The 26,618-nt window shown below is 63.4% G+C and carries 20 protein-coding genes; 8 read left to right on the top strand and 12 right to left on the bottom strand.

Features of this window, described 5'->3' with window-relative positions:
• Positions 1-210: 210 nt before the first annotated feature.
• Both GWC77_RS21585 and GWC77_RS21580 read right to left on the bottom strand, forming a co-directional pair.
• A complete protein-coding gene (locus GWC77_RS21585) occupies positions 211-1,446 on the bottom strand; it encodes an ABC transporter substrate-binding protein (RefSeq protein WP_173260197.1) in 1,236 nt (411 codons plus the stop codon).
• Between the two features lie 20 nt (positions 1,447-1,466).
• Positions 1,467-2,624, bottom strand: a complete 1,158-nt coding sequence (locus GWC77_RS21580; RefSeq protein WP_173260196.1) for an ABC transporter ATP-binding protein — start codon at positions 2,622-2,624, stop codon at positions 1,467-1,469.
• A gap of 219 nt (positions 2,625-2,843) precedes the next feature.
• On the opposite strand from GWC77_RS21580, the gene GWC77_RS21575 reads away from it, so the two are divergent.
• The 3 genes from GWC77_RS21575 to GWC77_RS21565 all read left to right on the top strand — a co-directional run bounded on the left by GWC77_RS21575 (position 2,844) and on the right by GWC77_RS21565 (position 6,942).
• Entirely contained in the window at positions 2,844-3,887 is a 1,044-nt protein-coding gene (locus tag GWC77_RS21575; protein WP_173260195.1) for a LacI family DNA-binding transcriptional regulator, read from the top strand.
• Positions 3,888-4,122: 235 nt separating this feature from the next.
• Positions 4,123-5,169, top strand: coding sequence for an ABC transporter substrate-binding protein (locus GWC77_RS21570; protein WP_173260194.1), 1,047 nt, complete (start codon positions 4,123-4,125; stop codon positions 5,167-5,169).
• Positions 5,170-5,262: 93 nt separating this feature from the next.
• Positions 5,263-6,942 (top strand): GMC family oxidoreductase, encoded by a 1,680-nt coding sequence (locus GWC77_RS21565; RefSeq protein WP_173260193.1) that lies wholly within the window; start codon positions 5,263-5,265, stop codon positions 6,940-6,942.
• Positions 6,943-7,047: 105 nt separating this feature from the next.
• Here GWC77_RS21565 and GWC77_RS21560 read toward each other — a convergent pair whose 3' ends face one another.
• The 7 genes from GWC77_RS21560 to GWC77_RS21530 all read right to left on the bottom strand — a co-directional run bounded on the left by GWC77_RS21560 (position 7,048) and on the right by GWC77_RS21530 (position 14,504).
• Positions 7,048-7,779 (bottom strand): DUF6448 family protein, encoded by a 732-nt coding sequence (locus GWC77_RS21560; protein ID WP_173260192.1) that lies wholly within the window; start codon positions 7,777-7,779, stop codon positions 7,048-7,050.
• Positions 7,780-8,124: 345 nt separating this feature from the next.
• Positions 8,125-9,552 (bottom strand): aldehyde dehydrogenase family protein, encoded by a 1,428-nt coding sequence (locus GWC77_RS21555; protein ID WP_173260191.1) that lies wholly within the window; start codon positions 9,550-9,552, stop codon positions 8,125-8,127.
• 35 nt (positions 9,553-9,587) lie between these two features.
• Positions 9,588-10,391, bottom strand: coding sequence for an ABC transporter permease (locus GWC77_RS21550; protein ID WP_173260190.1), 804 nt, complete (start codon positions 10,389-10,391; stop codon positions 9,588-9,590).
• Positions 10,388-11,299 carry an ABC transporter permease gene (locus GWC77_RS21545; protein ID WP_173260189.1) on the bottom strand — a complete coding sequence of 304 codons (912 nt, stop codon included), beginning with the start codon at positions 11,297-11,299 and terminating at the stop codon, positions 10,388-10,390. Before GWC77_RS21545 ends, GWC77_RS21550 begins: the two co-directional genes overlap by 4 nt.
• A complete protein-coding gene (locus tag GWC77_RS21540) occupies positions 11,296-12,630 on the bottom strand; it encodes an FAD-binding oxidoreductase (RefSeq protein ID WP_173260188.1) in 1,335 nt (444 codons plus the stop codon). The genes GWC77_RS21545 and GWC77_RS21540 overlap by 4 nt, the downstream gene beginning before the upstream one ends.
• 2 nt (positions 12,631-12,632) lie before the next feature.
• The gene (locus GWC77_RS21535; RefSeq protein ID WP_173260187.1) at positions 12,633-13,343 is read right to left on the bottom strand and encodes an HAD-IA family hydrolase; all 711 of its coding nucleotides are present in this window, start codon (positions 13,341-13,343) and stop codon (positions 12,633-12,635) included.
• Between the two features lie 84 nt (positions 13,344-13,427).
• Positions 13,428-14,504: an ABC transporter ATP-binding protein gene (locus GWC77_RS21530; RefSeq protein ID WP_173260186.1), complete on the bottom strand. Its 1,077-nt coding sequence runs from the start codon at positions 14,502-14,504 to the stop codon at positions 13,428-13,430.
• A 100-nt stretch (positions 14,505-14,604) separates the two neighbouring features.
• Between GWC77_RS21530 and GWC77_RS21525 the strand changes: the two genes are divergently transcribed.
• Positions 14,605-15,576 carry a LysR family transcriptional regulator gene (locus tag GWC77_RS21525; RefSeq protein WP_173260185.1) on the top strand — a complete coding sequence of 324 codons (972 nt, stop codon included), beginning with the start codon at positions 14,605-14,607 and terminating at the stop codon, positions 15,574-15,576.
• On the opposite strand, the gene GWC77_RS21520 is transcribed toward GWC77_RS21525, so the two are convergent.
• The gene (locus GWC77_RS21520; protein ID WP_173260184.1) at positions 15,519-20,306 is read right to left on the bottom strand and encodes a hypothetical protein; all 4,788 of its coding nucleotides are present in this window, start codon (positions 20,304-20,306) and stop codon (positions 15,519-15,521) included. The two genes, GWC77_RS21525 and GWC77_RS21520, sit on opposite strands and share 58 nt — an antisense overlap.
• Before the next feature lie 353 nt (positions 20,307-20,659).
• On the opposite strand from GWC77_RS21520, the gene GWC77_RS21515 reads away from it, so the two are divergent.
• The 3 genes from GWC77_RS21515 to GWC77_RS21505 all read left to right on the top strand — a co-directional run bounded on the left by GWC77_RS21515 (position 20,660) and on the right by GWC77_RS21505 (position 22,734).
• Positions 20,660-21,379 carry an N-acetylmuramoyl-L-alanine amidase gene (locus GWC77_RS21515; RefSeq protein WP_173260183.1) on the top strand — a complete coding sequence of 240 codons (720 nt, stop codon included), beginning with the start codon at positions 20,660-20,662 and terminating at the stop codon, positions 21,377-21,379.
• Between the two features lie 299 nt (positions 21,380-21,678).
• Complete coding sequence (locus tag GWC77_RS21510) at positions 21,679-22,317, top strand: hypothetical protein (RefSeq protein ID WP_173260182.1); 639 nt, start codon at positions 21,679-21,681, stop codon at positions 22,315-22,317.
• 90 nt (positions 22,318-22,407) lie between these two features.
• Positions 22,408-22,734: a hypothetical protein gene (locus tag GWC77_RS21505; RefSeq protein ID WP_173260181.1), complete on the top strand. Its 327-nt coding sequence runs from the start codon at positions 22,408-22,410 to the stop codon at positions 22,732-22,734.
• 122 nt (positions 22,735-22,856) lie between these two features.
• Here GWC77_RS21505 and GWC77_RS21500 read toward each other — a convergent pair whose 3' ends face one another.
• Both GWC77_RS21500 and GWC77_RS21495 read right to left on the bottom strand, forming a co-directional pair.
• On the bottom strand, positions 22,857-23,807 hold the full coding sequence (locus GWC77_RS21500; RefSeq protein WP_173260180.1) for a dihydrodipicolinate synthase family protein: 951 nt from the start codon (positions 23,805-23,807) through the stop codon (positions 22,857-22,859).
• Between the two features lie 41 nt (positions 23,808-23,848).
• Positions 23,849-25,168 (bottom strand): MFS transporter, encoded by a 1,320-nt coding sequence (locus GWC77_RS21495; protein WP_173260179.1) that lies wholly within the window; start codon positions 25,166-25,168, stop codon positions 23,849-23,851.
• A 351-nt stretch (positions 25,169-25,519) separates the two neighbouring features.
• Between GWC77_RS21495 and GWC77_RS21490 the strand changes: the two genes are divergently transcribed.
• Positions 25,520-26,611 (top strand): LacI family DNA-binding transcriptional regulator, encoded by a 1,092-nt coding sequence (locus GWC77_RS21490; RefSeq protein ID WP_173260178.1) that lies wholly within the window; start codon positions 25,520-25,522, stop codon positions 26,609-26,611.
• Positions 26,612-26,618: the final 7 nt, after the last annotated feature.

The raw sequence follows: 26,618 nt of genomic DNA, 5'->3' as shown, positions 1-26,618 counted from the left end.
TTATCTTTCGCCAGCAGAGTTCGCGGCGAAACATCGGGCAACAGCGGATGCTCCTGCCGCTTTCCAGGAGCTGGTTTAAAGGGACTTTGCTAGAAGCCGACTGGCCCTACCGAAGGGGGCAGGTCAGCGCAATCGACGGGATTGCTGCGCAGATGAGGTCCGATTCACCGACTCCCTCGCTTCAGCTGTGGCCATCTGAACCTCGCTTGATCAGGACTTGCTGTAGACGCGCTTGCGGGTCTGTTCGAGGTGGCTAAGAATGTCATCGAGCTTCGAGGGGTCGCTGACGAATCGCTGCATCCCCTTCATTCCTTCGTCGGCCATCTCCTTGGTCATGTCCCGGTCGTAAAACTGAGCCACACCACCCGTCGTCCCTGACAGGATTTGAAACCCGATCTTGGCAATCGGATCGTCGGGCATGGCCGCTTTATTATTGGCGGGCAATGTACCTACTCCTTTGGCGAGTGCCGCGTCGTTATCCGGTTGACCCATGAACGCGAGGAACTTGCGTGCATCGGCCTTGTTGGCTGCCCGCATCGGAATGTTCAGGCATTCGGCCGACCCATCCTCCGCGGGCGTGACTTTTGGATCCACGGTCGGGAACCTGAAGAAGCCGGTTTGGGCTTTCGTAGCCGGAGGGAGCCCTGGGGACAGAAAGGTTCCCATGAGCATCATGGCCGCCTGCCCTTGGCTGTAGAGCGGCTGGACGGAGTCCAGGCTATACGAAAGCGGATTGTCGATGAAGTACTTGTTGTCGATCAGCGTTTTCCAGGACAGATACACGTTCTTTACGCGCGCATCGGTGTAGGGAATCTCCCCGTTCATCAACTTCATATGGAAGTCGTAGCCGTTCATGCGCAAGTCGAGATAGTCGAACCAAGCAGCGAGTGTCCACGAATCCCGACCGCCCACCGCGATCGGCGCGATACCGGCGGCTTTGAGCTTCTTGCAATCGTCCAGAAATGCTTGCCAGGTCGTCGGTTCGCCTTTGATTCCGGCCTTCTCGAACAGGTCTTTTCGATAGTAGACGCCCCACGCGAAGTACTGCGTTGGCATCGCATACTGCTTGCCGTTGTACGAGGATGGAGTCTTCAGTGACGCGAACTGTGTATTCCAATCGTTCTTTTGCCAGTCGGCCGACAGATCGTCGAGCAGGCCGCGTTTCGCGTAGTAGGCCATGCGCTCGCCCTCATGCCAATTGATCACGTCCGGGGCCACCGACGTCAGCCATGCCGGAAGTTGAACCTTGTATGTTTCCTCTTCCACGAAGGCGACTTTTGTGCTTACCCCCGGGTTGGCCTGCTCGAACTGCTTGATCAGGTTCTCCCAGACAACACGCGTCTCCGCTCCCTTGAAAGCAATGTTCAATTGAAGCGTGCCGGCGCTAGCGGAGGCAGCGACGGACAGCGCGGCACTCAGGACTGAAAGTCCAATGATTCGTTTCATGGATGTCTCCGAACGTTGTTTTACTGAAGCTTCGGTACTGCACTGCCGTCGGCGGTAAATACGTGGCAGGCGCTGGAATGGAAGCGAACCGCGATACGCGTGCCAGGCTGATAGGTCACGTCGCCTGGCTGCTTGGCGACAACCGTGGTCCCGGCGGCCGGTTCGCCGAGATGCAGATAGCTGTGTTCGCCCAGGCGCTCGACCAGTGTGATCTTGCGCCGAAGCGTTTGTATCGTACTGTTCGGGCCTTGCTCACTCTTGGCGCCGCTATCGACCACATGGTCGAAGTGCTCCGGACGGATGCCGAGTTGCACCGGTTGACCGACACGCAACGAGGAGGCGTCCACTTTGGCCAGTACATCGTCGTTGGACTGGTCCAGCCTTGCGACAATCCCGTCGTTGCTTAACGAATGGACGGTCGCCCCGAGAAAATTCATCTTGGGGCTGCCGATGAATTCCGCAACGAACCGACTGTTCGGACGGTGATAAAGCTCGAGGGGGGACCCAACTTGAGCGATGCTTCCAAATCGCTCGGCATCTGCGCCAGCGCGCAATAGAACGATCTTGTCTCCGAGCGTCATTGCCTCGACTTGATCGTGCGTCACATAGACCGTGCTCGCTTGTGTGAACTGACGATGGAGTTTAGCGATCTCGACGCGCGTCTGGCTGCGGAGCATGGCGTCGAGGTTCGAAAGCGGCTCATCGAACAAGAACACACCGGGCTCCCGTACGATGGCGCGGCCGATTGCAACGCGCTGACGCTGTCCGCCCGAGAGCGCGGCCGGTTTTCGTTTCAGCAATGCGTCGAGTTGCAGGGTTTTGGCCGCCGTTCGGACCTTGCTTTCGATTTCACCGGCGGGTAGCCCCGACAGTTTCAAACCGAAGCCAATGTTCTCTTCGACCGTCATGTGAGGAAACAAGGCGTAGCTCTGGAAGACCATTGCCACTCCCCGCTTGGCAGGAGGTATTGCGTTGACAATGCGCCCACCGATTTGAACGTCGCCCGCTGTCGCGTCTTCGAGCCCGGCGATGATGCGCAGCAGTGTCGATTTACCGCAGCCCGACGGTCCGAGGAAGACGCAAAACTCGTTCTCGCCGATATCGAGGTCGATTCCGCGCAGTACGGGCGCGTGGTCTCCGTATGCTTTCGCCACGCCTTTCAGTGAGATGGCCGCCATGTCTCCGTCCAATATGATTTAACGTTACACCATCAGGCATTTAAAAAAGGCCGCGAGGCCTGTCCGGATGTAACCTTCCCTGTTGTCCGACCGGACTCTACGCCGGATTTTTAACCAGCGCAATAGGTTTTCTACCGATCGCGAGTTGACAACCTTTGCCTGCGCCGATTGAATGTGGCGTCGCGCAAATTTCGGCGCCCCGCTACGAAACCATTCGCCATGAGCAGCAAACATTTCCCCCCCGCCGTCACGATCAGAGAGGTAGCGGAAGACGCCGGCGTCTCCGTCATGACGGTATCGAATGTGCTGCGTGGGCGCGGGCGCGTAGGGAAAGAGACACGGCAGCGCGTACTCGAGGCAGTGGAACGACAAGGCTATCGCCCCAACTTGACGGCGCGCGCGCTCGTCGAGCGCAAAGCTCCGACGCTCGCCTTGATGTTGAGTTGCATCACCAACCCGTTCTATCCGGAATTCACGCTTGCCGCGAATTTGTCCGCACTCAAGCATGAGCGCCATCTGCTCGTGTGCAACACCGATCACGAGCCCGATCGCGGGATGAGCTTTCTGCAGCAGGTCGCGGGTTCTCTTTCCGACGGGGTGCTGGTAGCGAACTTCGGGGATTTGCCGATAGAGGAGCTGCGCAAGCTGCAGCAGCGCGGCATCCCCGTTGTCATATCGGTGTGGGAACTGCCTGACGAACCGCCCGGCATTCCTTGCGTGACATTTGACGCCAAAGCTGCCGCGAAGCTTGCTGTGAGGCACCTCGTCGAACTGGGGCACCGGCGCATCGGAGCCATCATCGGCAGCAGGAAGAACGGCATTCACCGGGCACGCTATGCCGGTTATCAAGAGGTCATGCGTGAAGCGAAAATTCGTCGGGTGGCAGCTGACGAGCGCTTCACGGAGGACTCCTTTGACGACGGATATCGCGTTGCCACGGAACTTCTGTCTGCTCGCCCTGATTTGACGGCGCTGTTCGTATCGAATGATCTTCCCGCGTTGGGTGTGTTGAATGCGGCGTCGGACCTGGGGTACTCAGTACCCGACGATCTTTCGGTCGTCAGTATCACGGATATCGTTCCTGCCAGACAATCGCGGCCCGGGCTGACCACCGTAGCTATTCCCACGGCCGAACTTGCGGAAAAGGGAATCGCTCTACTCATCGATCTGATGAGCGGACGCGCGATGGACACGACAGTCGTTCATACTTCGGCACCCCGGCTCGTCATTCGTGGGTCTACGGCAGAACCTCGGCTGAAATGAGGTCCAACGCCATTTGTCTCATTCAATGAGTTCCGTGCATCGGTGTCCGCCAGACTGACCCACAAGCGGGCATTACATCAAGTCATACCGACTCAAACAATTTCGGCGTTGTAGCCACGAAATTGGCTCACTATATTCGAAGCAACCGGATGCCAGACCTGCTCCGGGCCGCCGTGCGGGAACGTTGACGAACCCGCACGGACAGTGTTTTCCCTTACTGCGTCGAGGAAGAGCCGTGATCAAATTGAAGACCTTGTGCCCGGTTGCCATAACACTCTCGATCGGGTGCGCGGGCACCGCACCTGCGTTCGCCGCGGGACAGATAACCTTCGTCTCGCAGGGCGGCGCTTATCAGGAAGCCCAGACCAAGGCGATCCTCGATCCGGCCGCGAAGGAGCTCGGCATCACGATCAAGCAGGACAGCATTCCCGACGCATGGCCGCAAATCAAGGCGCAAGGCGCAACGGGCAAGCCGATCTGGGATGTCGTGGACACGCCTACATCCAACTGCCTGCGCGGCGGTCGCGAGGGGCTGCTCGAAAAGCTCGACTTTTCGAAAATGCCGAACGCGGCGGCGGTTCCCGAGAAATACCGCACGCCCTACTCGGTCGCATACGAGTTCTATTCCACCGTGATCGGCTATAACAAGAAGACCGTGAAGAAGGTCCCGCAAAGCTGGGCCGACTTCTGGAACGTCAAGGGTTTCCCCGGCACGCGCGCGCTGCGCAACGATCCGCAGACGGTGCTCGAAGCGGCGCTTATGGCGGACGGCGTGCCCCGGGACAAACTCTATCCGCTCGATGTCGATCGCGCGTTCAAGAAACTCGCGCAAATCAAGCCCGACATCGCCGTCTGGTGGACTTCGGGCGGCCAGTCCGCGCAGTTGTTGCATGACGGCGAGGTCGACATGGAAATGATCTGGAATGGCCGGGCGAGCACGGTCGCAAAAGACAATCCCGATATCGCCTTCACTTACAACGATGGGATTCTGCAAAATACACAGCTCTGCGTTCTCAAAAATGCGCCGAATCTGCCTAATGCGATACGCTTTATCGACGCGGCCGTGTCTCCCGAGCTGCAGGCCAATCTGCCCACCTATATCGATTACGGCCCGGGCAATCCCGCCGCATACAAGACGGGCAAGATTTCGGCGAAGCGCGCGAGCGAGCTGCCCAGCTCGCCCGAGAACGCAAAAAAACAAGCGCTGATGTCGGAGGAATGGTGGGCGTCCGATGCCGGCGTCCAGGCGAAGGCACGTTGGCTCAAGTTCATGCAGCAGTAATACCGAAACGCTTGTCAGTGCGCGCTGCGCACCGCCGATGCCGAGTGCTTTCCAACTGCGCCGCTTGCGGCGCTTTTTTTCTGCTCTTCGACCATGTACGACTACCTGATACTCGGAGGCGGCTCGGCCGGCTGCGTGCTGGCCGCGCGGCTCAGCGAGAACGCGAGCCGTACCGTATGCCTGGTCGAAGCCGGCCGCGATCTTACTCATGCGTCGATGCCCGCCGACATTCGCAGCCGGTATCCGGGCCGGGCGTATCTGGACACACGCAACATCTGGCGACGTTTGCAGGCTCGCATGAGCGCACCGGCCGCCCGGCGCCGCTACGAACAGGCACGGCTGCTCGGCGGAGGCTCCGCGATCAATGCGCTGATGGCCAACCGCGGCGCGCCCGCTGACTACGACGAATGGGCGGAATTGGGGGCGTCGGGATGGGATTGGGCACACTGCCTGCCGTATTTTCGGGCGCTGGAAACCGACTGTGATCTCACCGGTCCGCTGCACGGTACGAACGGGCCGCTGCGGGTCCGGCGCGCGAGCGTCGATCGCCTATCGCCGTTCGTGACGAGTGTCGTCGCCGCGCTCGCGCGTCGTGGCTATCCGCTGCGCGAGGACCAGAACGGGCCATGGGAGGACGGCGTATTCGTCGGCGTGATCGCCGTCAGCGAGGCCGGCGAGCGCATACCCACATCGATCTGCTATCTCGATGCAACCGCCCGCGCGCGGCCGAACCTGACGGTGCACACGGACGCGCTCGTCGAGCGCGTGCGATTCGACGGGCGGCGCGCAACGGGCGCCGAGGTACGCCTTGCCGACGGCACGCTCGTGGCACCACGCGCGCGGCATGTCATCGTCTGCGCGGGCGCGATCCACAGCCCGGCGCTGCTGATGCGCAGCGGCATCGGCCCGGCCGAGGATCTCGCGCGGCAAGGCATCGAAGTCATCGCCGCGCGCGAAGGCGTGGGCCACAATCTGATGGAGCATCCTTCCATCGCCGTATCGGCCTTCCTGCCCCGCACGATGCGCACGCCCTTTCCCGAGGAACATCACGAGCAGGCGATCGTGCGCTACTCGTCGGGACTGCCCGGCACGCCTGCGGGCGATATGCACGGTGCGATTCTGTCGCGCTCGGGCTGGCACTCGGTCGGCTATCGGCTCGGCACGATGTTCTTCTGGGTCAACAAGTCGTATTCGCGCGGCCGCGTGACGCTCGCGTCCGCGAGGGCGGATGACGAGCCGACGGTGGAGTTTTCAATGCTGTCTGATCCCCGGGATCTGGAGCGGCTCAAAGGCGCAATGCGGTTCGGAGCGGCAACACTTGCGGACGCCCTGGTCGCCGCGCGGCTCGGCCCGCGCTTTGCCACGAGCTATTCGCCGCGGGTGGCATCGGTTGCGCGACCCGGCAGATGGAATGCGGTGCAGCGCGGGGCACTCAGCGCGCTGCTCGACATCGCGGGGCCGCTGCGGGCAACGTTGATCGAGCAAGTCATTACACAAGGGATCGCGCTCGATGCGCTGCTGGCCGACGATACGGCGCTTACCGCATTCGTCAAACAGTCGGTTGGCGGGACATGGCATCCGGCGGGCACCTGTCGGATGGGCGCAGCCGACGATCCGCTCGCGGTGACAGGCCCGGACGGCTCAGTGCATGGCGTCGACGCGCTCTATGTCTGCGACGCGTCGTTGATGCCATCGATTCCATGCGCGAACACGAACGTGCCGACGATCATGATTGCCGAGCGAATCGCGGATATGCTGCGGGAAGCCCACTAGTCGGGGTAATCGGCGCCGACCAGTGGGCCAGCCTCGAAGCCTGTCAAATGCCCTCGCGATGTTGGCGGGCATCATTTGCGCGTCGTCCGCCGGCAAGCCGCGCCCCTAGGCGCCTTCCCCGTGCGAATGCGGGTGTTGCGCGCCGTGTTCGTGCTCGCCATGATGGGCAGGCGCCGCCCCGCGGGCAAGATCCCACAACGCCTCCACATAATGGATGTAAGGCACATAGGCTGAGACGTAAGCCCGTCCGGCCGGCACATCGCCAACCGCGTAGTGCTTACGCGCGGCCGCGCGCTCAAAGCGCTGATGCAGGCCTGCATGCAGCGCGTCGGACAGTAGCGTCCATACCTTGCTGATCGATCCATCTTCCAGCGCCTGGTCGGCGGCCGGAATCGTGGGGCCGGTATCTTCAGCGTGCTTGAGACCGGTGAAGGGTGCGCCTTCGCCAGCACGATGCACGCGCACCAGCGTTTCCAGGAAGAAGCGATCCGCCAGCTCGCGCGCTTCGGTCCCGAGCCGGCGCACCTCCTGCGCATGCTGGAATGCGTGGCGAATCTCGCCCTCGTCCTCCGGCCGTACCCAAGGCAGCACCAGGTTGACATTGCCACCGTCGAGCGCCTGTCGTCCCAACGTGACTACGGGTCCCTCGTAGGTATCGCAATGCCCGGCGAACAGCACGCCGATACCGCCCACACCCACGGAGTGAGTAATCATCTCGAGCAGTCCCGTACCGCTGCCGCCATGCAACCAGACGATGCAGCGATCGACGACCAGTAGGGCGAGCAGCAAGCACGACAGGCGGCGTTGCGACCATGCGCTGAAGCTTGGACTGTTCATGATTGACTCTCCGATGAGAAAAACCAGCGGCAACAGATGTCCCCTGAGCAAGTTATCCGTCTTGATCGCAGCGGCCTGGCCAACGGCGCAAGGCTTCGTCACTCTTGCAGTCTGTGCAGGCGGTCGAAGCCCGTCTTGATCTAGCGCAACTTCTAGCGATATCGCCCAAGTAGGGCAAGAAAGTACCGACCGACGCATTGCGGGCAGACCGCTGGTCTTTGCATCAAAAGGATGCGCTTTCGCGAAATCACAGCGCATTCAAGTTATTGATTTTTCCTGCGATTTCAAAACAAATCGCCAGGTTTTGCACGAAAAGGACGATTGCCCCTCGTCTAGAGCCCCTTCTCAGCCCCCGTACCCGACGACCCCCTTGACCTCGAGAAACGATTCGAGCCCCCATTCGCCGTACTCGCGCCCATTACCGGATTGCTTGTAGCCGCCGAACGGTGCGCCCGGGTCCCACGCCGGATAGTTCAGATAGACGCTGCCCGCCCGCATGCGGAACGCGACGCGACGCGCACGCTCGATGTCGCGCGACTGCACGTACGCGGCAAGACCGTACGGGGTATCGTTCGCGATCGAGATTGCTTCTTCTTCGTCGCGGTACGGCAGTATTGCCAGCACGGGGCCGAAGATCTCTTCGCGGGCAATCGTCATATCGGGCCGCACATCGGCGAATAGCGTCGGTCGCACGTAATAGCCGCGCTCGAGGCCGGCGGGCCGGCCCAGCCCACCCGTCACCAGCTTCGCACCTTCTTCGATGCCGGCCGCGATCAAGCGCTGGATGCGTTCGAACTGCACGTGGCTGACGACCGGGCCCATCGTCGTGCCGTCGGCGTCGGCCGGGCCGACGCGATGCGCGGCGGCCGCGCGCGAGGCGATCTCGAGCACCTCTTCGTGACGCGCTGCGGGCACGAGCATCCGCGTCGGCGCATTGCACGATTGCCCACTGTTGCTGAAGCAGCTGTTCACACCCTTCGTTACGGCAGTCTCGAAATCGACGTCGTCGAGCAGCAGGTTCGCCGACTTGCCGCCGAGTTCCTGGTGCACGCGCTTGACGCTCGGCGCCGCAAGCGTCGCGATCTGCACGCCCGCGCGCGTCGAACCGGTGAACGAGACCATGTCGATCCCTGGGTGCGAACACAACGCCGCACCGACCGTCGGCCCGTCGCCTTGTACGAGGTTGAACACCCCGGGCGGCACACCGGCCGCATCGAGCACCTCGGCAAAAAGCACGGCATTCAGCGGAGAAACCTCGCTTGGCTTGAGCACCATCGTGCAACCGGCAACGAGCGCGGGCGCGACCTTGCAGACGATCTGATTCATCGGCCAGTTCCATGGCGTGATCAGCGCCGCAACCCCGACGGGCTCATAGCGCACGAGTGTCGTTCCCTTGCTGCGCTGCCATGCGAACGCCTCGCAGGTGTGCAGCAACTCCTCGAGATGACGACGGCCGAGCCCTGCCTGCCATTCGTGTGAGAACGGGCGCGGCGCGCCGATCTCACGGGAAATGGTGTCGGCGATTTCGTCGTAGCGAGCGAGGTAGGCATCGAGAATCCGGCGCACGAGGGCGATGCGTTCGGCCGGATCGGTCAATGAGAACGTCGTGAAGGCCCGCCGGGCCGCGGCTACAGCGCGATCGACGTCGCGCGCGTCGCCAAGCGCGATTTCTGCGAACGGTGTCTCGGTGCTTGGGTCGATGACGGGGAGTCGTGCGTTGCCGGCCGGCGCAACCCACTCGCCGTCGATATAGAACTTCAATGCGTTGTTCATAAGGGCTCGGTCGGATTTCGGTGAGTCGAAAATGCTCAGGCGCGGGCTGCTTGCGCGACGCCGCCGCGGCGGCTGATGACGACGATCAGCACGAGCGTCAGCGTAAGCGCGGTCAGCATCGTACTGATCGCGGCAATCGTCGGATCGATCTCGTCGCGCAGTGTCACGAACATCCGGCGAGTGAGCGTCTGGTTCGGGCCGCCCGAGACGAACAACGCGACGACCGTTTCATCGAGTGCCTGAATGAAGACGAAAACCGCACCCGAGATGACGCTGGAGCGGATCTGCGGAAGCGTGACGGCCAGGAAACTGCGCAGCCGATTCATCCCGAGACTGCGCGCGGCCATTTCCTGCGCGTGATCGAACGAGCGCAGATCCGCGCCGACCGAAATCACGACGTACGGCAAACCGAGCATCGCGTCGGCGACGATCAACCCGCCCAGCGTATTGACGTAATCGAGCTTCGAATAAACGAAGAACACGCCGACAGCAACGATGATGATCGGCACCATCAGCGGCAACATCAACACTGTCCGCAGCCGCCGGATCCAGGCATGTGTGCCATGCTCGATCGCGTACGCCGCCGCCACGCCGATCGGCGTCGCAATGGCCGTCGCGAAGAACGACGCGGCGAGCGTGGTGCGCGCGGCCGCGAGCCAGTCGGGATTGCCGAAAAACGCCTCGTACCACCGCAACGACAACGCGGGCGGAGGGAACGTCATGAACCGCGTATCGGAGAAAGACAGCGGCACGACGATCAACACCGGAATCATCAGAAACGCGAGGATCAGCACGACCGATGCGATCAGCAGCCCACGCGCGAGCGGATTAGCTTTCACTTTGCCCCCAGGGTCTTGTCGAGCGGAATGACACGGCTTGCCGCGTAGAAGATCGCGAACACGCAAAGCAGCAGCACGACGCTCACCGAGCTTGCGGCTCCCCAGCTGTTGTAGATCTCGACATTACGGCTCACGACCATCGACACCATGATCGACTTGCCGCCGCCCATCAGTTCCGGGGTAATGTAAAAACCGAGGCAGAGCACGAATACGAGGGTGACGCCGGCAACGACGCCGCCCATCGATAGCGGCAGGAACACGCGGAAGAACGCATGCGTGGGCGAAGCGCCGAGGCTTGCCGCCGCTTGAGACAGGCTCGTCGGGATTTTCTGCATCGCCGAGTAAAGCGGCAACACCATGAACGGCAACAGGATATGGACCATCGCGATGATCGTGCCGAACTGGTTGTAGGCGAGCCGAGCAGGATGATCGATGAGGCCCGATGCGATCAACGCCTTGTTGACGAGGCCCGTGCGCTGCAATAGCACGAGCCATGCGTAGGTGCGCACGAGCACGCTCGTCCAGAACGGCAGGATCACCATCCCTAGAATGAGCGCCGCCAGCCTCGGTCGAACCGATGCGGCCAGATAGGCCACGGGATAGCCCAGCAGCAGCGTCACGCCCGTCACGATGATGCTCAGCTTGAACGTCAGCGAAAAAGTGTCGAGATACGTGCCGCTGAAAATGCGCCGGTAGTTCGCGAGCGTGAAGCCGCCGTCTTGACGAATGGACTGCCACGATAGCCACGCGAGCGGCACGACGAGCAATACCGTGACGACGGCCAGCGCGGGTGCCATCAAGAACAGCATTGCGCGGTCTTCGCGTCGCTGGTAGCGCTGTGCTGTATCGGCGTCGGACGGCCGTATCAATTCGCCCTCCGAAACGATTCCCCTGACAGTCGTCATCATACCCCCACCGCATCGAGAAACTGGTACCACGCAGCGACGAGCCTGACGCCCGGCGCGCGCAGCGAATGGAGCGGGACCGGCCGCAGCCCGTCTTGCGCCAGGAGCGCGAGATCGGGTGTCTCGCCGAGGGCGAGCGCGGCCGCATGCTGGCCGACGAGGCTCGCCATCGCGATGCCGGCGCCGTTGTAGCCGAGGCAGAAGACGGTCACGTCGTCGCTGCGGCCGACGTGCGGAAGCGCATTGAACGTCATGCCGACATAGCCCGACCAACGAAACGCGATCGGCACGCCCGCCAGATCCGGGAAGAGCGCGACCATGGCGCGCCGCAATGCCTCGAAACCCGTGTCCTGCCCCTCCTTGCCGAATGCGTCGCGGCCTCCGAACAGCATGCGGCCGTCGGCGCGTCGAAACCACTTCATCATCCGGCGCGTCTCGGTATAGCTGCGCCGCGCCGTCATCAGCTTCGCGTCGAGTTCCGCCGGCAGCCGCTCCGTGGCGATCATCGCGCTGCGGAACGGCACGAGTTCGCGCTGATACGCGCTCGTCGCCGGCGTGATGCCCGAATAGGCGTTCGTCGCGACGATCACCTGCTTCGCGCGCACCGTCGCTGCCGGCGTGCGCAATGCGACGCCCGGCACGCCTCGGGTGCGCTCCATCGCGACGACGGGCGTCGATTCGTGGATCGCCACCCCGCGGGCCGCCAGGCCGCGCGCGATGCCGAGTACATACTCGAGCGGCAGGATCGTACCGGCGTCCTCGCTCAGTACGCCGCCGACGAAGCCCTTCGAACCCGTTTCCTCTTCGGTCTGCGCGCGTGTGAGCGGCCTCATCGTCCGGTCCCCGAGCGACGTGCGCACCCATTCGGCCTCGGCAACGCAGGCCGCGAGCGCGCGCTCGGTATGCGCGCAGCGCAGACTGCCCGTATGCTCGAATTCGGCACCCGCGATGGCGAACTGGTCGACGAAAGACTCGACGACGCGCACTCCCTCATGTGCGAGCCGGTGCATGCGCTTGGCGACATCGAGCCCGTAATGCGTAGCAATGAACGGGAACGACAACCGGAACTTCGAAGACACGACACCGCCGTTACGGCCGCTCGCGCCCCAGCCGACGGGGTTTGCGTCGAGCACGACGCACGGTACGCCACGCCGGCTCAGGGCATACGCGGCCGCGAGACCGGAATAGCCGGCGCCGACGATGGCGACCTCGGTCTGTACATCGCTGGCAAGCTGCCCCGCCCCCACCGGCAGATCGAGCGTGCCGGTGCGTGCGGCGAGGTGGCGCCACAACGAATCCGGCTGCGGCGACGTCGAAGCGAGCGGCGCGAGCATGATCAAGCCGTGGCGAGTTCGGATTCGACCGCGTCCGCCAGCGCAGCGAGCGTCGGGAAGCAGAACGTCGGCGTGGTGACTTTCTGCGGCACGGGCGTCGCGCCGAATCCCTTCTGACCGCGGCGGCGCTCGATCCAGCAGGTGGCGTAGCCCAGTTCCGTCGCGATCCCGATATCGTGGTACTGGCTTTGCGCGGTATGCAAAATGTCCCGGAACTTATAGCCGAATGCCGCCTGGCGGCCCCGGTTGTACGCGAAGAATTGCGGATCGGGTTTCGCCACGCCGGTCTCGTCGCAACAGACAGAATCGTCGAACGGATCGCCCAGCGTATGCGCATACGCCGACAACGCGACACGGTCCGCATTCGTCATCGCGACGAGCCGGAAGTGCTTGCGCAGCCGCTTGAGCGCCTCGACGGAATCGGGAAATGCCGGCCAATCGAGCACGTCGCGCTGAAATGCCGCGGCGGATTGGGCGTCGTCGGGCAGGCCCAACTCCTTGGCGAGACCCAGATAGACATTCGCCATCGCATGGCTCGAGCGCCCGGGGAACGCTGCGCGGCCGCGCATATACGGCTCGAAGATCTGGTCGTCGGTCAAATCCTTCGCGGCGGGACCGCCGAGGCGGCGCACCGACTCGAGCACCCCCCGTTCGAAGTCGATGAGTGTGCCGACCACGTCGAATGTCAGCACCTTGAAATCAGTGAGCTTCATGAGTTCATCCCTTGATGGCGTTGCGGGTTGGGTGAAAGACAAAAATCGAAGATGAAAAGGCGTACGCGAGTACGCGTTGACTGCTTACGCGGGTACGACGATGGTGTCGCGCGGCGACAGGACCACCGATACCGATGCGCCCGGCGGCGGCACACGCTGCCGCGCGGCGTGATTGCCCGGCTGGCGCAGGCTGACCGTCGTGCCATCCGCGAGCGCCGCGAATACGCGCAGGCTTTCGCCCTGGTACAGCACCTCCGTCACGCGCGCGGTGAGTCGATTGGCGTCGGGCGGTGCATCGCCTGTATCGATTACGAGTTTTTCCGTCTGGACGGCAAGCAGCAGCGCGCCCGCACTCGGCAACGGATAGGCGGTACGGAGCACCGTATCACCTAGCGTGACCGCGTCGGCGCCCGCGCGTGCGACGGGCAACAGCGTCGCCTCGCCGATGAAACTCGCCACGAAGGCATTGCAAGGCCGGTCATAGAGGCGTTCGGGTGTATCGACTTGCACGAGCCTGCCGTCCTTCAATACGGCGACACGGTCGCTCATCGTCAGCGCCTCGCGCTGGTCGTGCGTGACATAGACGATCGTCGCGCCGAGCCGGCGATGAAGCCGCCGCAGTTCGAGCTGCATGGTCTCGCGCAATTGCTTGTCGAGCGCCGAAAGCGGTTCGTCCATGAGAATCAATTGCGGCTCGAACACCATCGCGCGGGCGAGCGCGACGCGCTGCCGCTGGCCGCCCGAAAGTTCGCTGATGCGCCGGTGCTCGTAGCCGCGCAGTTCGACCATCGCGAGCGCTTCGGCCACCTTGGCCGCCCAGCCGGACTTCACCTCGTGGCGGGCGCGCAGCGGGAACGCCACGTTTTCGCCGACGCTCATATGAGGAAAGAGCGCGTAGCTTTGGAAGACCATCCCGATGTTGCGCTTGTGCGGCGGCGCAAATGTAATATCGCGTTCGCCGACCCACACACTGCCGGAACTGGGCTGCACGAACCCGCCGAGAATCCCGAGCAGCGTCGTCTTGCCGGAGCCGGACGGGCCCAACAGCGAGACGAACTCGCCTTGAGCGACATCGAGCGATACGTCGTCGAGTGCTACCACCGGGCCATAACGCTTCGCCGCGGATCGAATCGATACGCCCGCTTTCGCTCGTGCATCCATCGTTGTCTCCCGCTCATGTCAGCCTGCGATGTGGGAAATATAGGCGTCGGTCTTTTTGGCGGCAATTCCCAAATTGTTGGATTGGGCATAACATCAGGTCATGCCCAGCTTACGCAGAAAACTGCCAAGCGCGAATGCGCTATTCGTCTTCGAAGCCGCCGCGCGCTGCGGTAATTTCACGCGCGCAGCGCAAGAGCTGTATGTGAGCCAACCGGCCGTCAGCCGTATGCTGTCGCGCATGGAGGATCACATCGGCGTGCGTCTGTTCGAGCGCGTGCACGGCGGAATCGAGCTGACCGAGAACGGCCGGATCCTGTATCGGAAAATTTCGGAGGGATTGAACGGTATCGAGGATGCGATCCGGGAGATCGAAGCGCGTGCAACCGGCGTCGAGCCTGTGACGCTGTCGGTCTCCACCGCCTTCACGACACACTGGCTGATGCCGCGGATGAGCCGGCTCAATCGGGCGTTTCCCTCGGTCGATCTGCGTTTTCAGTTGATATCGGGCCGCCTCGGCGGACCGCTCGGCGATGTCGATCTGGGCATGCGTTTCGTGCAACAGGGTGAACTGCGCGAAAACAGCGTACCAGTCATGCCCGAGATATTGCTGCCGGTTTGCAATGCGCGCTATCGGGACATGGCGCGCACCGACGAATGGCGTGCGCATGGCGATACGGTCATCGTGATGGACGACGAGGAGCGTGGTTGGCACACGCGTTTCGCCGCATTCAGGAACGAGACAAGTCACGCGAGCGGCGTGTTGAGTTTCAACGACTACGCCATCGTCCTACAGGCCGCGCTGCTCGGCCAGGGAATCGCGCTCGGGTGGGTCAGCGTGGTCATGCACTGGCTCGCGCAGCACGCCCTCGTGCCTGCCGAGGACGAGCTGCTCGTGACGAATCGAATGTGCTGTTTGTCGTGGGCACCTGGCAAGTCACTGCGGCCGATCGTCGCCGAAGTCCGCGAGTGGCTGATTGCCGAAATGCGAGCGGATCTTGCAGCCGTCGATACTGTCTATCCGGCGCTCGGGCTCGCATCGGCGGTGGAATCGGGGTTGCGCGCCTGGACTTGAGCAGGCTTCAGCAACGTTAGGCGTGTGCGCCGCAGCGCGGCGAGTGCGGCATCGGCATTGTTTATTCTGCCGCCGACCAATCGCACGGCGGCAACCCCCGGTACACCGTCGGCACGATGACGGTCGAGCAGTTCGCGGCCAATCGCGGAGAATTCGTCTTTTTCAGCAAGCGAGGGATTCGCCAGTGCGAGCGTGGTGATCACGCGCCCGCGTAACGCATCGGGGAGTTGCCGACCGCGCTCGTGGAACAGCTCCCTGAATTGCCGCTGATAGGCGAGCGGCAGCGCCTGGAACCGATCCGCCATTGCCTCGAGCGCCACGGCGATCTCCTGCGGACCGCGCTGCGGGGCCATCAGCGCCGAGCGGAGTGTGTGCAACGAGCCGTCGGGTCCGCCAGAGGCGAGAAAAGGCTGGTCGAGATCGGGGCGCGTCACGCCGGTGCCATTGTGCAACTGCGGCGCGCCGAATGCCGTGCCCAAGGCTTCGAGCGCACGGCCGACCGCGGTAGGCCCGCCGAGTTCGATGGCGAGCGTGCGGCGTGCGGCGTCGGCCGTCGCAAAATCGCGGAAGAGATTGTCGACGACCGAATCGCGGATGTCGGCCGGTGCGCCTTCGCCCACGATGTAACGCAGTGCAGTGGCCTGCATCCGGCTCGGCAGCGTGGGCAGCACGGTCAGCAGTTGGCTCGCGGCCGCGGCCGGGACCGCGACGGCCATCGCGGTGCCCTCCACCACTCGATCCGCCTGGGCATCGCTGCTCGCCCCGGTCGCAACGTTCGCAAAGAGCCGTAGCGTATCGCGCTGAGTGGTCTTGCTGTCGTCCATTCCGTCCGCAACCGCGCGCCATCCGAGCGCGACGGCTGCAGTTTCCGCAGCCGACAGCGTGCCGAGACGATCGAGTTCCGCGCTCAGCACCTGAGCGAGCGATCGAGGCTCCAGGCGGCCTGCTGTCGCGAGGAAACCATCGATCAGCGGTTGCCGCGCCGGGCCACTGTCGCGCGCGATATGGCTCGCGAGGTCCGATAGCGCTTCGTTAGACAAATCGGGTATCCGGTTCAACACCATATCGATGACGCGGCGGGCTTGCGTTTCGTGCAAGGCGGTCGTGGAGGCGGTCGACGGCAGAGCGTTCTCGAGGAGCTCGATTGCTCCGCTGACGAAGCGGCGCTCGTCTTCGAGCTGGGCGACGACCGACAGCAAAGCGTCGCGTGCCTCGGGCGTCGCCTCGTCGTACCCCTCGAACATATCGTGCAATGCGGCTTGCTGATTCGTGTCGTTCAAGCGCGGCCACACCGATTTGAGCAACCCGGTGAGTTCCTCGGCAGTCTCGGCACTGCCCTTGAAGCGCGCAAGACTCGTGGCGAGACTCAGCAGCGGCAGTTGATTGCGTGCCGCCGGGCCCCCAGGCGCCGGCACCTCAGGCGCAATATTGTGCAGCGCCGTTCTGAACGCGGCCCGCGATCGCTCGTCGAGCAGCGGGTAAAGCTGCAACAGCGGCGGCACCGTCGACGCCGCTTCGCGCGCGTCTTCGATGAACATTTGCGGGCGCAATGCGGGCAATAGATTGGCCGCGGCCACACTCGCGGCCTCGGGCCGCACCGGCATACCGTCGCGTTGTGCCTCACGGATCATTGCCAACAGGACCGAGCGTTGTTTGGCGTCGGTCCAGTCGGCCGATTTGCTCGCCGCCGCCCGATCGATCGCGGCCTGCGCCGCTTTGCGCTCGGCGTCGCTGAGGCCCGCGGTGCCACAGGCGAGGAGGTTTTGCAGATAGCGCGCCGCATGGATCCGCGCGAGCGGTGTACTGGCCGCACCTTTTCGTTCCTTGACAGCCACGGTCAGCGTTTTCACGAGCGTCGCGCGCCATGCGGGATCGTCGCCAATCACCTGCGACAAGCGCTGATCGCGCTGCGGCGCGTCGATTTCCGTCGGCAACGTGCCTTGCACGATGCAGGCGAGCACGCGTGCAAGGTGCGTCTTCGAGTTAGCATCGCCTTGCTCGGCGCTAGTCGAGAGCGAATGCAGCAATTCGCGATAGAGCGGAAAAAATGCAGCGCTTTGCGTTTCGCCCCAGCGGGAGTTCCCGGCGATGTCGCGCTCTAGTGCGGCGAGTGCGACGTCGAGCGCTTTGCTTTTGGGGCTGCTGCGTCCGACGGCGGTTCGCCATGCAACCGTGACGCCCGCAGCGACGGTAACCGGCGGCAAGACGGCCGACCATCCCATGCTGCGCTTTTCGCCGCGGGATCGCGGTAATAAGCTGTGTGCGCCGCGCTCGGCGCTCCAACCTTCCCTGGACAGAAGCAACTGTTGCAGCAGCGACGCGAGTGCGTCACCGCGCAAGTGGGTCAGGCCTGCCTTGATCGCATCGAGCGCCTGCGATTGGTGGGCATCGCTCGCACTGTAGCGGCTCGTGGCCAAATGTCCGGTGACCTCGATCAGTTCCTTCGCGAGGCGCGCTTTGTGATGTGGGAGCAGATGACGCTTCTCGAGTTGCCGGAGAACGAGCGTCATGACGTCAGCGACCGTTTGGCGATCGCCCGATGCCGTCCCGAACGCCGGCAGTTGGGCAATCAACGCATGCAGCATCTCATAGCGCTGCGCTGACTCGACGGCAGGCCGATTGCCGCCTTCGATACGGTCGTCATCCTCCGCCAAGAGCGCCTTGGCGAAACTGACGAAATGATGACGATGTCCGCGCAATGCTTCCATGTCCGACGCCAGGGCCAGGATTTGCTTGAACACCGTGCGATTGTCGACGACCCCCTCGATCGCCGAGCGGCGATCGGCACCGCGCGGCCCGCTGCATTGGTACAAGTAGTCATCGACGATTCGCGAGCGCTGTCGGCTGCTACTCAGCCATTTGGGGTCGTCCGGCAGGCCGAACGCCCGGTCTCCCGCGAATGCCGCAGGCCGTTGCCGCGAGATGACGGCGCGCGCGACATCTCGCAGGGAAACCACCTGGCGAGGCGCGGTATCGAGAATCCAGGTGCGCTCGAGGGTCCCAACGAAAGCCTCTGCATCCGCAGGGGTCAGCTCGGCCGCGATGTCGCCGAGACGATCGTGCAGCGCCTGAACGCGCGCCGCGCCGCCGCGCGTGCCGACCGTTTGCAGGATCTGGTCGGCGCTTGGCCGCTCCGTATCCAGCGCGGCACTCGTGAGCATGCGTGCGAGCCGCTGCTGTTCGGCAGCGCTGCCCGCAGCGAAGTGCATGGCCACGCGCGCCAATTCAATACGCGTATCGAGGGGCGTATGCGGCCCGAGCGAGCGGCGTATCTCGTTCGCAATCGCATCGTTGAGCGCCCGGTCGCGCTCGGCAGGCGACGTGTCGGAAGGCATCTGAGCGGGCAGCCGTGCGGCCAGCGTCGGCAACTGAGCGAGCGCGGTCCTCTGTCGTGCCAGTTCGCTCCTGTGCTCGGCCACTGCCGCAGCATCGGTTGCGACAGTCGCCCGAAACGGCGAAGCAAGCGAAGGTACGAGGTGCGCAGCCCGACGCGGCACGCGCTCCCGAGCGGGGCCATCGGCAAGCCATGTCTGCGCCGAAGCAAGCGCCCCGGATAAACTGGCAAGCGCATTCCGGGCGGGGCCTGCCGGCATCGCGTCATGGAGTTCGGCCACGCGCTCAGCGGCGCTCGTCAATACTGACGACACGGCGAGGCCCGCGCCACCGGCTTCGCGGATCAGCGCATGCTCACCGTCGACCGATGCGGCCATCATGGCGCGTAGACCGTCGGCAAGTCGCGATGCCTCCTGCGCCAAGCGGTCACGGCCGCTCTCGCTCGAGTCCAGCATCGCGGGGCGCAGCGTGCCCAACATCGCGAGCTCGCCGATGACCGCGGCTTCGGGCAAGAGCTCGTGCGTGTCGATGGCGCGCTGCAATGTGCAATGGACCGAGTCCGCCTGAATGGCGTCGAGCGCTGCGCGAGCGGCCTCCAGTTGCGCGCGTGCGCGGGCCACCCCTTCACCGTCGTCAGGCGCGAAGTCGAGCGCCAGTTCGAGTTCATCGAGGTGATTGGCCGCCTCTTGCAGTCGGGCGCCCAACATCTGGATGCCGTCATTTCCACTCAAAGCCAGAGCTGCCATCGCGCCGGCGGCCGATGTCTCGGTTGCGGCTCTCGCACTGCTGTGAACGCGCGCGGTCAGCGTCAGGAGTGGCGCGAGCGCGGCCATGTCGCCGCGTGCCAGTCGCATACCGAGTTCGGTGGGGCTGCCGCTTGGCGCTTGCGCCGGTCCCACGTCCGGGTGGGATGCGACGCCTGCAAGCTGCGTCAACAATACATCGGCTTTTGCGCTGCCTGCCTGAGAGGATCGGGGCAGCGCGAGCCGCAAACCGTCGGAGCCGATCCGCGGCGAAGCCAACGGCTCGATGCCCAGCAGTATCGACATGCCCCATCCCCCGCCCGGATGGGCTTGATAGCGCTTGGCCGGAGTGACCGATGCCGATGTGCTGGCAACGTCCTCTCGGTCGACGACGTTTGGCTCGATGCCCGCGAGCTCGGGCCCATGTTCATCGAACATGGGTGCCTTGCCCTTGCCCTTGCCCTTGCCCTTGCCCTTGCCCTTGCCCTTGCCCTTGCCCTTGCCCTTGCCCTTGCCCTTGCCCTTGCCCGAGACCGCGCGCGGTACGGGAACCGGTTCCGGAGATGGCTCCCGAATGACCAGCGGCTGAGACGGCGGTGCATTGCGCGGCGCCGGTGAGGCCGCTCCCCGCGCGCCGCGAACGGCCGTAGTCATCCTGCCGAGCATGGGATTGCGGTCGCGGCTGCGACCGGCATTCGGCTGCCCGGGGTTCGCCAATGGCGGGGGACTTTGCTGCGCTGAGGTGCGCCCATTCGAAGCAGTTTCGTCGGCGGGCGCGCTTGTCCTGCGCAGTACGGGTAGCGACAGCCTCAATCTCGACATCGATGCCTCGTTAATTCATGAACGTCGTGTTCATTGAACCAACGGGCGAGTCCTACGCGCGCTTCGCGGGGCGAAATTAGCGGGACTTCAGCGAAGCGGGTTTCGAACGGGGTGCGATACGAATGTGATAATCAGCGTCACCATTCATTCAATCCGTTCGGCTAAGCCTCGCGGTGTCGACCCACATGAACTTGAAAAACAGCGTGCGCCTGCGGGCCGCGCAGACGGTCTTCGTTTGCCTTGCGTTCTTTCACGGTTCCGTTGCACCATGCGCGTCGCGGATTCCCTACGTGGTGATCGACACGGGCCACACGCCCGCCCGTCCTGGCGCCACCGGCGCGAGCGGGCGCGTCGAATACCGCTACAACCTCGATCTGTCGGCAGCCGTAGCGGAGCGCTTACGTTCCGATGGCGACCGGGTCATGCGCACATCGGCCGACGGCCGGGAAATCGCACTGGCCGCACGTTCGACGCAAGCCCCCGACGCAAACCTGTTCGTCTCCATCCATCACGATTCGATTCAGCAGCCGTTCATCGACGCGGGACGGCAACGGGAATTCCGCGGCTTTGCGATCTTTGTCTCCGAACGCAATCCCGCCTATGCGAAAAGCTTGAACTGCGCTCGAGCTATCGCTGGCCAATTGCTGGCCGCAGGCGAAAGGCCCTCGCTTTATCATGCCCAGCCGATACGCGGGGAGAATCGGCCGCTCATCGATGCCCGTCTGGGCATTCATCGCTTCGACGATCTGATGGTGCTGCGCACTGCGCCCATTGCGGCGGTCCTCGTGGAAGCGGGGGTCATCGTTAACCCCGACGAGGAAGCGCGCCTCGCGCGCCCGGAGACGATCGATCGCTTATCGGGGGCAATTGCGAGCGGCATTCAGGCCTGCGTTGCCTCGCGGTAACGATTTCCGCGTCGACATCCCCGCCTCTCCGAAGCCAAAAGGAAGTGAATATGAGTGGGTTGCACAGAACGAATGCAAGCGGTTCGGGTTGGCCCGAACGCGCTCAGAACCAACCGGATTCCGGCTCAACGCAGCCCGAGACGCCGCCTCCCGCAGCACGGCGCCCTGCCGCGACGGGCGGCTTAAGTGACCTTCAACAGATATCTTCGTCCGGGTCCACGTCTCGAGCTAGCGCGCCGCCACGCCGAGCCTCGGTGGGCAGATCCGCCGCAAGCGATGCCGTATTTTCCGCTGATCAAATGCGCGAGATCGACGAGATCGTGCATGAGCTGACGATCGATTCGGTCGTGGGGGCCAAACCGGGGCAACCGCAATCTCCAGTGAGCGGGATTTGGGACAAGCTCGTCGCCCTCGAGTCGATATGCCGGAGGCTGGGCAACGTTCAGATCGACGCGTTGCGGGAGCGGCTGCTGGACGCAGTCGGACAATCTGCCCATTCGCGCGAGGACGCGGATCTCCTGCGGCAAGTCGTTTCGGCGTTGGTACAACGAACCGATGCGCGCCCACTGCACCAGGTGATGGCCAATATCACATTCGAACGTATGCAATTGCCGGAGCTGGAGTTGGACTCAACCGGACAGACCGTGCCGGATTCGCGCTATTTCAACAGCGCTCTCGTCCCGCTCGCCGAGGTCGCCTACGATCACGATCCGATGGGGCGCACGCTTCTGTGGAAGGGCGCATGCACCCTTTTCCCAGGACATGGCCGCGCGGAGAAACTGGATTTGGCGATATTTTCATTGGCCAAAGATTCCGGGCTCGTCTCTCCCTTCGACTTCTATCTCGCTGTGGACGCATTGGGCCTCGACGAGGAGGTCACCGACCAGATGCTCGATGAGATGCGTAGGAAAGCAGGGGACAGCACTCCACCATGCTAACTTGTCGCGCTTTCCGGTCAACCGGTTGGCTTCGGCACCGTTTACGGGATTGAAGCAATCGGCTTCGCGCTATTCGATGAGGAGACGGTCATGTTCAAAAAGTTTGTCGCAGCAGCTATCGTCAGCATGTTCGCCACGGGTGTCGCACTGGCTCAAACCGCTGCTTCGGCGCCGGCCGCCCCTGCTGCCGCCGCAAGTACGATGAAAGGCGGAGATTGCGAGTCCAAAGCAGTCAGCAAGGACGGCAAGCCCCTCAGCGGCGCCGCCAAAGCCTCGTTCATGAAGAAATGCGAGCGCGACGCAAAGAAGGCCATGAGCGCCCAGTGCGAAAGCAAGGCTGTCGACAAAAACGGTAAGCCGCTGCATGGCGCCGCCAAGACGTCGTCCGTCAAAAAGTGCATGGCGGAAGCCGGCTGACTACCAGTTGCGGGGAAACAGCAAAAAGCCGGACTCTTCATCAGTCCGGCTTTTTGTCGCTCTATCGCAGCGGATGAGCGCTACGCCCAGCCGTTGAACGCTACACGTGCAGGCCTCGCGGCTTATTTCAAAGCAGCAATGCGCGCTCGAAAATGCTCCGTTCCCGAAACGATACGGTCGAGTACGGCATCGAGCGCCCAGAAGCGCTCGCGCACGTCGTAGTCGATCGCTCGGCAGCGAATCGACGCGAATGTGCCGATACGCTGGTGATAAATCTTCGCGAGCGCGGGATAGCCAAGCGATTCCGATACGGCGGATACGACGAGAAACGTGGACAACTCCTGCGCCAACTCGGGCGCCGTGTGCGCCGACATTCTGAGCCACCGGTAAAGATCCGGATGAAAGTTCGTGAAAACGCCGTTAAAACCGGCCGATCCCGCTTTCATTGCGCCCCATGCAATGGCCGCATTGGCGTTCAATATCTTGAGCGGCGAGCCGCTCGCGAGCGCGATGCGCCGCTTCAAGACGTCCAGATCGCAACTGACATCCTTCAGCATCACGAAGCGCCCCGTATCGATGCAAACGGACAGTTCCTCGTCGGTCAGTAGCCGGCGGTAAGGCGCCGGGCATTCGTAAAGCCCCAGTGGCAAATCGGACGGCAGACGCGACAGTAACCGCTCGAGGTTCTCCCGGAAAGCTTCCGTGCCCTGGCGGTGGGGATCGAGCCGGTTCGTGACGAGTACCACCGCGTCCGCGCCCGATTCCGCTGCCGCCCTCAATTCTTCGTACTGCGCCTGCGGTGCATGGCTGATGTGCCCCGAGACGGCGACGGGTACGCGCCCCGCAACGCGATCGACCACGAAGCGTGCCAGCTCCGCGCGCTCGGCGAGGCTAAGAAACTGCATCTCGCTCGATTGCGCCACCGCGAAAAAAGCATCGGCGCCATGTTGCAAATACCACTCGATGAGCCGCTCGAGTCCGCCGTAGTCGATTTCGCCCGACTCGTCGAATGGGGTCAACATGACCGGCACGATCCCTTCTATCGTCGTGCCGGCGCGTCGAGCGTTCTGCATGTGATTCTCCTTGAGGTGTTGAATGCGGGCTTCTCGCCCTATCAGGCTGGCAGCGGCACATTGGCGGCGCCGGGCTCGTGTTCGGGAATTGGTTTGTTGACGAGCAGCAGGTACGCCATTGCGCCGACGAAGGCGATGACCGCGGCGGTCAGCAGCGCCGGAACGAACGACCACTTCTGTGCGATGACGCCCGTGAGGACCGGCGCCAGCGCACCGCCAATGAAACCGCCGAAGTTCTGGATCGCGCCGAGCGAGGCAATGCGGCTTTGCGGCGCCGCCGCCGTGGCGAGCGCCCAGGAGCAGGCCGAGGCAGCGTTCGCCAGAAAAATCACGACCGAAATGCAGGCGAGCGCGATGGTATTGCTTTGCGCCAGCGCACCCGGAATCGTGAACACCACCATGCCGAGCATGCAGATGACGACCGCATTGCGGCGTGCGATGACGGTCGAGCGGCTTTTGCGCGCGACGAGATCGGAGAGCCAACCGGCCGACAATGCGCCCAGGAAGCCGCAAAAGAACGGAACGGATGCGGCAACGCCCGTACGCATGAGAGTCATGTGTCGTTCGGCCGTCAGATAACCGGGCAGCCAGGTCAGATAAACCCAATTCAGATAAACGGAACCGAAGAAACCGATCAACATGCCCCAGGTCGTGCCATGCGCGAACAGGCTGCGCCAGTCGGCGAACGTCACCTTCGATTGCGTGACGACTTCCTGAGCGTCGGCATCGAGGTAGCGGCATTCGTCGGCTGAAAGTTGCGCACGCACCGGATCGCGATAAAGGATGAACCAGACTACGGCGACAGCGAGTCCAACCGCGCCGGTCGCGATGAATGCCCAGCGCCAGTGAAACGAGACGACGAGAATCGACAACAGGAGCGGTGCCAGTGCCGTGCCCAGCGGCGATGCCGAGTTGAAGATGCCGGTGGGCGTGCCGCGTGCTCGCAGCGGGAACCAGTTGCTGACGACTCTTGCCGCCGAGGGAAACTGCGGCGCTTCCCCGATGCCCAGTGCGACGCGGGCGAGGATGAACCAGCCGAACGTCGACACGAGTCCTCCCGCCGCCTGGGCGAGCGACCAGACGATGAGTCCCAGGCCGAGCAGACGCCTTGGTCCGATCCGGTCGGCCAACGCGCCGATCGGCAACTGACAGAGCGCATAGCTCCACGAGAACGCCGAAAGAAGCACGCCCATCTGGCTCAGCGACAACCCGAGGTCCGCCCGGATCGAGGCGTTGGCCACGGCGAGCGTGCCGCGATCGAGGTAATTGACCACGCCGCTGATCATCAGAAGCGTGAGTGCGATCTGCTGCGCACGCTTGATGCGCGGCGGAGCGACGGGGACTGACGAGGTTTCGCTCATTGCGGATGTCTCCATGTCTTTTCGGTGTCGCGGCGCGCCAATGCTCGCTGCGCCCCTGCCCGGCATTGGGACGCGCGGGGCCGCGGGTCTCGCGTCGATGTGTAATCGCTTACATTTCAGTTCGATTTATACGCGCTGATCATTACCAACGAGTGGAAACAATTGCCAGGTGCAGGCGGCACAGCGGATAATCGGTGGACAGACAGGCTGTCAGCGCTTACATTGGCATGGACGCCCTGTCAGATGCAACCCCATACCAGCGATTCGAGGGTAAACGACAATGACTGATGGATCGATTCGCGGCTTTCGCGGCTCGTTTCAGTGTTGCTGCACTTCAACCCGCAACACCGCATGAGCACAACGCCTTCGCGCTCACGTGCGGCACCCTCCGCCGCGGCTTCCCCTGCCCCGCGCGCCAGGCGCGGGACCGGACGCTCCGTGCTCGGCGACGTTGCGAAGCTCGCCGGCGTATCGACGGCAACGGTGTCGCGCGTCTACAACGAGCCCGGCAAGGTGTCGGCTGAAGTGCAGCAGCGCGTACATGATGCCGCGCGGGCGTTGAACTGGATTCCGAACGCGGCCGGACGCGCACTTGCCTCGACGCGCTCTCATATCGCCGGCGCGATCATCCCGACACTCGACAATCACGTTTTCGCCTCGCAGGTGTCGGGCATGCAAGCTGTCATGGCGGAGCGCGGCATCACGCTCTTTCTCGGTTGTTCCAACTACGATCCCGCCCAGGCCTTGACGCAAGTGCGTGCAATGCTCGCGCGCGGCGTCGAAGCCGTCTCGGTCGTCGGCGAGTGCTATCCCGCGGAGCTGTTCGAGTTGCTGACGCTCCATGGCGTGCCGTACGTCGTCACTTACGCGTATCGCGAAGGAAGCCCGCATTGCTGCGTCGGCTTCGATAACCGCGCCGCATTCGCGACCTTGACCGAGCATCTGCTCGAATTGGGCCATCGGGATTTCGCCGTCATCATGCAGCCGTCGGTCGACAACGATCGCGTTCAGGCACGTCTGCGCGGGATACACGAGACCTTGGCCGCCCAGGGGCTCGCGGTCAGGCCGGCCCATCTGTGCGAAGGCCCTTCGACGATTGCATTCGGCCGTGCGAGCCTGAGAAAGATATGGGATGTGACGGGGGTGCGCCCGAGCGCCATTGTCTGCGGCAACGACAATTTGGCCATCGGTGCATTGCTCGAAGCACAAGCGTTGGGGATTGCGGTGCCTCGTCAGCTATCGATCACCGGCTTCGACGATATCGCGCTTGCGCGCGAGATAGCGCCCGCGTTGACGACGATGTGGGTCGATACGGAAGCGATCGGACGCGCCGCAGCGCAATCGCTGCTCGATCGGCTCGATGGACGCCCTGCAGCCGCAGGCATCGAGATCGCGGCCGAACTCAAGATCCGCGCATCGACTGGACCATTTCGAGCTGGATGAGCCACAC

This window comes from Paraburkholderia sp. NMBU_R16, from assembly GCF_013282575.1.
Taxonomy (GTDB): domain Bacteria; phylum Pseudomonadota; class Gammaproteobacteria; order Burkholderiales; family Burkholderiaceae; genus Trinickia.
This window is presented reverse-complemented; position numbering and strand designations above follow the sequence as displayed.